This window comes from Acinetobacter sp. NigerLNRRAM0016 (genome assembly GCF_054112845.1).
In genome coordinates this window covers 1-277 of the sequence record NZ_JBSYVT010000148.1, presented here as the reverse complement: position 1 = coordinate 277, position 277 = coordinate 1, and the positions used below count along the sequence as shown (strand labels likewise).

Below are 277 nucleotides of genomic sequence, written 5' to 3'. Positions count from 1 at the left end.
CACAGCTTGTTTGTAATGCGCTAAATATGGCTATTCACAATCAAAAACCAACCAAAGAACTGATTGTGCATTCAGACAGAGGAAGTCAATATTGCAGCCATGAATATCGAAATATACTTGAGCAATATGGTTTTCAAGGTTCAATGAGCAAGCGCGGAGACTGTTACGATAATGCACCGATTGAAAGCTTTTGGGGAATACTGAAAAATGAGTTAGTGCATCATTACAACTATCAAACCAGAGAAGAAGCCAAAGCAGATATTATAAAATACATTGA

General features: G+C 36.8%; 1 protein-coding gene. It reads left to right on the top strand.

Features of this window, described 5'->3' with window-relative positions:
* Positions 1 to 277: DDE-type integrase/transposase/recombinase (locus tag ACWQ4X_RS19920; RefSeq protein WP_457904696.1), on the top strand; the 277-nt coding region annotated here is incomplete at both ends.